The 5,638-nt window shown below is 72.8% G+C and carries 6 protein-coding genes; all 6 read right to left on the bottom strand.

Features of this window, described 5'->3' with window-relative positions:
- Positions 1-354: dioxygenase (locus tag VGI02_RS03770; protein ID WP_331625921.1), on the bottom strand; the 354-nt coding region annotated here is incomplete at its 3' end.
- Positions 355-408: 54 nt separating this feature from the next.
- Positions 409-2,169: an FAD-dependent oxidoreductase gene (locus VGI02_RS03765; protein ID WP_331625920.1), complete on the bottom strand. Its 1,761-nt coding sequence runs from the start codon at positions 2,167-2,169 to the stop codon at positions 409-411.
- A gap of 85 nt (positions 2,170-2,254) precedes the next feature.
- On the bottom strand, positions 2,255-3,136 hold the full coding sequence (locus VGI02_RS03760) for a polysaccharide deacetylase family protein (RefSeq protein WP_331625919.1): 882 nt from the start codon (positions 3,134-3,136) through the stop codon (positions 2,255-2,257).
- Between the two features lie 58 nt (positions 3,137-3,194).
- A complete protein-coding gene (locus tag VGI02_RS03755) occupies positions 3,195-3,956 on the bottom strand; it encodes an alpha/beta fold hydrolase (RefSeq protein WP_331625918.1) in 762 nt (253 codons plus the stop codon).
- A 28-nt stretch (positions 3,957-3,984) separates the two neighbouring features.
- Entirely contained in the window at positions 3,985-4,602 is a 618-nt protein-coding gene (locus tag VGI02_RS03750) for a TetR/AcrR family transcriptional regulator (protein ID WP_331625917.1), read from the bottom strand.
- Between the two features lie 236 nt (positions 4,603-4,838).
- Positions 4,839-5,489 (bottom strand): TetR/AcrR family transcriptional regulator, encoded by a 651-nt coding sequence (locus tag VGI02_RS03745; protein ID WP_331625916.1) that lies wholly within the window; start codon positions 5,487-5,489, stop codon positions 4,839-4,841.
- Positions 5,490-5,638: the final 149 nt, after the last annotated feature.

Below are 5,638 nucleotides of genomic sequence, written 5' to 3'. Positions count from 1 at the left end.
GATGGTGTCCCCGAGCGCGCGCTCCGGGCTCGCGACGACGTGGAACGGGCCGAGCACCGTCGAGGCGGTCGCGTCCTGAGCCTGCCGCGCGGCCTCCATCGTCTCGACCAGCATCGAGGCGCCCATGACGTCGGAGAACAGGATGAACTCCTGCCGGTGCTCGTCGGACTTCTGGCCGATCGCGGTGAGGAACTCGATCGCCTGCTCCCACTCGGCAAGGCTCGGGCGCACGTCGCGCAGGAAGCCGTGCAGGTGGCGCACGAGTCCGTCCATCACCTCCCGCAGCCGCGGGTCGGGGGTGTCCCCGAAGCTCGCGAGCACGGCATCGACGGAGTCGGACTCACTGAAATCCACGGGGTGGCCTCCGGCCTGGTGAGCAGAGAGTGCGGCTATGACGACACGTTCTGCTCACCTGCGTAGCACCTGGTCGAGGGTGGTGGTCAGGGTGGTGGTGGGGTCGTCCGGCAGCGCGGCGAACCGCGCCGCGACGTGGTGGTCGGGGCGCACGAGCACGGCGCCGGTGTCGCCGATGCCCTCCCGCTCGAGCATCGCCGCCCAGTCGCCGTAGGGATCCTCGACCTCGCGGCCCGGGCCCACGACGACGAGCGCGACGAGGCCGGACGCGACGTCGGGCGCAGCGCCCCACCCCTCGCCGCCCGGCCCGGTGAACAGCGTGAACCGGCCGTGCCCGGCCAGCTGGATCGTCGAGACGTCACCGCCCGGGAGCCCCAGCCACGCGTGCGGCACCCGCGCTCCGGGCGTCGTCGACGGGACGTGGTGCAGCTCCGGATCCTCGGCGGCGCCGAGCGGGTCCGGGGCGAGGTCGTCGGCCACGACCGCACCCGAGACGTACCGGTGGTTGAGCTCGACCCCGTGCGCGTCGAACTCGTAGGCCTTGAACCGGACGGCTTCGCGCAGCGCCCTCCGCTGCTTCTCCGCGTCGGCACCCGCGTCCTTGCGGGCGTCCATGTTCGTGCGCATCGCCACCGGGTCGTCGGTCCCGCTCACCCCCAGCGCATCGAAGATCCGGCCGGTCTCGGCGATGGAGCGGTTCGCGCGGTCGACCACCTGACGCCCGATCGGCGCGCGCTCGGCGGTGTAGGTGTCGAGCAGGCCCGGGCCCGCCGTGCCGCGCAGCACCAGGGCCAGCTTCCAGGCGAGGTTGAACGAGTCCTGGATCGACGTGTTCGACCCCAGCCCGTTCGACGGCGGGTGGCGGTGGACCGCGTCGCCGCCGCAGAAGACGCGCCCGGAGCCGTAGTGCTCGGCGGCCAGGTGGTTGACCGTCCACGCGGAGCTGCCGATGATCTCGACGTCGAGGTCCTCGACGCCGACCAGCCGGCGCACCAGGCCGCGTGCGTACTCGTCGGAGAGGTCCGGGGGCCCGTCGGCGACGTCGTAGCCCCAGATCGTCAGCCACTCGTTCCACGGGCGGACCATCCGCACGACGCCCATGCCGATCCCGCCGACGTCGGAGCCCGGCTGCAGGACCCAGTACAGGACGCTCGGGCGGTGCTCGACCCAGCGCGAGAGGTCGGCGCGGAAGACGATGTTGAGCGACCCGGCCACGCCCATCTCGCCGCGCATCGGCAGGCCGGCGTCCTCGGCGACCCGCGAACGCCCGCCGTCGGCGCCGTAGAGGTAGCGGGCGCGGATGTCGTACGCCGCGCCGTCGTCGGATCTCGTCCGGTCCCGGACGGTCACCGTCACCCCGTCGTCGTCGGCGACGTGGGAGAGGTACTCGGTGGCGAACCGGACCCGGGAGCCCCGGGTGGTCGCGGCGTTGACCAGGACCGGCTCCATGAGGTTCTGCGGCATGTCGCAGATGCGCCGGGGGCTCGCGAGCACGTGCGCCGCGTGGCTCGCCGGGTCGGTGCCCCAGGAGCGGACCCGGCCGAGCTCCTCACCGGTGATGGCCGTGCAGAAGGTCGTGGTGCCGATGAGGTGCTGCGGCGTGGCCTGCGCGACGACGTCCTCCGCGACACCGAGGTCGTCCAGGACCTCCATCGTGCGCTGGTTGGTGATGTGCGCGCGGGGCTCGGCGGCCAGCGAGTCGTAACGGGTGACGACGAGGTGGTCGACGCCGAGCGTGGCCAGCGCCAGGGCCATCGTCGCGCCCGCCGGGCCGCTGCCGACCACGACGACGTCGGTGGTGACGGCGGCTGTCATGGGCGCTCTCCCGAAGGTCGTCGACGACCGTTGCCCAGGCATCGTGTTCTTCCCGACGACGGGCCGCAAGGCTTCAGGTGAAAGTTCAACGACCTCGCGGGGACCGGCGCGCGAAGTCGTTCGCGATCTCGTCGAACGTCAGCCACCGCACGCCCTCGTGGGAGTTGATGTAGGAGATGAGCCGCTCGTGCATCAGCAGGACCTGCGGGCGCCCGGACACGTCGGGGTGGATCGTCATGGTGAACACGGCGTAGTCGTGCTCCCGGTACACCCAGTCGAACTGGTCGCGCCAGAGCGCCTCGATGTCGCGGGGGTTGACGAAGCCGTGCGAGTTCGGGCTGCCCTTGATGAACATCATCGGCGGCAGGTCGTCGAGGTACCAGTTCGCCGGCAGCTCGATCAGGTCGGTCTCCTCGCCGCGCTGCAGCGGCTTCATCCACTCCGCGGCGTCCGCGGACAGGTCGATCTTCGTCCAGGAGTCGCCGACGCGGACGTAGTAGGGCGTGAAGTCGTCGTGCATCAGGGAGTGGTCGTAGGTCAGGCCGCGGTCGAGGACCAGCTCGTTCGTGATCCCGGAGAACTCCCACCACGGCGCGACGTAGCCGGTGGGTCTCGTCCCGGAGCGGTCGGTGATGAGCTGGATGCAGTAGTCCAGGACGTCGGACTCCTGCCGGCGGCTCATCGCGATGGGGTTCTCGTGGCTGTAGCCGTGCACGCCGATCTCGTGGCCGCCCGCGACGCACGCGTCGAACTCGGCCGGGAACGTCTCGATCGAGTGCCCCGGCCAGAAGAACGTCTGCCGGATCCCGGCCCGGCGGAACAGCTCCAGCACCCGGGGGACGCCGACCTCGCCCGCGAAGAGCCCGCGCGAGATGTCACCCGGCGAGTCCTCCCCGCCGTACGAGCCGAGCCACCCCCCGACGGCGTCGATGTCCACCCCGTAGCTGACGAGGATCTCCTTGGGCATGGCGGACCTCCGGTGCGGGGACGGTGCGGCTGGGACCCACCATCCGCGCCCGGAGGCGTCAGCGCCCGGCCAGACCGTTCCAGAAGCCGGTCAGCACCTCGGCCCCGCGCGCCGGGTCCTCGACCATCCACCAGTGCCCGAGCCCCTCGAGCGCCGCGACCTCGGCCCCCGCCCGCGCCGCGGCGCGGTACCGCATCGCCTGGTCGCCGACGAAGTGGTCCTCGGTGGCGATGATCGCCAGGCCCGGCCGGGCCGCGAGGCGCTCCAGCGCCTCGCCGCGCCGGGCCATCGCGGGCTGGGCCGCGTCGCGGTAGAGGCGCAGCACGCAGGCCTGCATCGTCTCGTCCTGGCCCGAGGCCATCTCCAGGGCGACCTCGCGGGTGATCCCGAAGGCGGACAGTCGCTCGGCCTTCTCCTGCGCCGTGCCGCCGAGCATCCCGGCGATGTGCTGCTCGCCGACGTCCGGCGTCTGCCAGGCCTGCGCGAGGTCGTGCCACACGTAGTCCGGCTCGAAGACGGCGAGGATGTCGCTCGTCCAGCTGCGCACCAGCTCGGGGCGCTCCATGAGCGCGGTCCCGACGTGCCCGCCGCCCCAGTCGTGCCCGACGAGGTCGATCGGCCCGTCGAGGCCCTCCAGTTCGGCGAGCAGCCAGTCGCGGTACCCGTCGACGGTCGCGTCGAACCCGGCGGGGACCGGGGCCCCGAAGCCGGGCGGGGAGAGGCGGACGACGTCGGAGACTCCCCGCTCACCCAGGGCCGCGACGAGCGGGTCCCAGAGGGCGGCGGTCTCGGGATTGCCATGGACGAGAACGACGGTCACGCGGCCGATCCTCGCGCATCGGTCGCCGTCAGGACGAGAAGGGCTCCTGGGCGTCGCCCAGCACGCCGTGGGTCGCCGCGCGCACCGCCTCGGACAGGCGCTCACCGCCTTCGTCGTCGGAGCGGCGCCTGCCGTCCGCGAGGTCGGCGGCGAGGTCCTCGGTGGTGATGCGCAGGGCGGCCGCGAGGGTCGCGGCCTGCACCCGGACGGCGAGATCCTCGGGCGAGCGTCCGAGCCGATCGGCCACGACCTGCGCCAGCACCGGCTCGGCCCGCTCGTAGACGACGAGCCAGAGCGCGCGCAGCCCCGGCTCGCGCCGGGACAGCGCGACGACGGCGAGGGTGGCGTCGCTGTCGGCGGGCGAGACCTGCTCGCGCAGCCGGTGGTCAGTGGCCAGGTGCTCCTCGAGCGACCGGCCCGCGGGCCAGCGCCGCAGGGTCTCGACGAACGCGTCGGTGGTCAGCGAGACCACCGGCTCGACGCAGCTCTCCTTGCTGCGGAAGTAGCGCCACAGGGTGCGCACGGAGAGCCCGACGGCATCAGCGATGTCCTCACCGGTGGTCTCGGCGACGCCGTGCTCCCGGAAGAGCCGGACGGCCTCCCGGGAGATCTCGAGGCGCTGCAACCAGCGGCGCCGCTCGCTCATGGGACGACGTCCCCGCGTGGCGCGCGCGCGAGCGTCGGGCGCCGCCTGCGCCTCCAGCGCGGTCCGGCTCACGGCCCGTCCCCTCGGTCGTCGACTGACGTGATGACACCCGGTGTCAGGTTAGACGCCAGGCCACGGGCGGCCAACGAGGTGCGTCTCTCAGCGCCTTTATGGCACGATCTGCCATTATTGATGCCGTGGACGACGCCGAGACCCGCGCGTGCGGTGGTGACGGGTCAGCTCCCGGGCGGGGTGACCGGGGCGAGCCAGACCCCCACGACGGCATCGACGAGCCCGGTCGCGGCGTCCGCCCAACTGGCCCGCGCGGTCGGCCGGCCCTCGGCCACCGCCCGCTCGCGCTCGGCGAAGACGTGGACCAGCAGGTACCGGCTCATGTCCTCGCGCTCGCGCCGCACCTCGGGCGGGAGCGCGGGCAGGCAGGCGTCGAGCCCGTCCACGACGCGGCGCAGGGTCGCTGCGTCCAGGGCCTGCGAGGTCATCGTCTCCCGCAGCGTCGGGTCGGTGGCGACCTGCACGGCGAACCGGGCGAACCAGCTCGGTACCCCCAGCGTCGCCAGGTGCTCGGCGTTGGGGACCACCAGGCAGGCCACCCAGTCGCGCACGTCGGTACTGCCCTCGACCTCCGCGAGCATCCGCTCCCGGGACCGCTCGACGGGACCCGAGTGGCGGGCGACGATCGCCCGCACCAGGTCCACCTTCGTCCCGAAGTGGTAACCCACGACGGCGGTGTTGCCCTGGCCGGCCTCCTGGGCCACGAGCCGGTTGGACACGGCCCGGACGCCGTGCTCGGCGAACAGCCGCTCGGCCGCGTCCAGGATCCGTTCGCGGGTCGCGACGTTGCGCTCGGTGCGGGCCTTCGCGGGCACGGCGACGATCCTCCTCCCGGATCATGACGACGGGGCACCCACCCCGCTCGTTTATCTCAATCGATTGATTTAGATTAGCGGTGTCCGCACCGCTCCCCCACCCCCGGAGCTGCCCCATGTCGACCGCGCCCACCCCGGCCCGCGCGCCG

It is taken from the genome of Actinomycetospora sp., from assembly GCF_036497245.1.
In the GTDB taxonomy this organism is placed as follows: Bacteria; Actinomycetota; Actinomycetes; order Mycobacteriales; family Pseudonocardiaceae; genus Actinomycetospora.
Note: the sequence above shows the minus strand (reverse complement) of the source record. Positions and strands in the feature narration are given on the sequence as shown.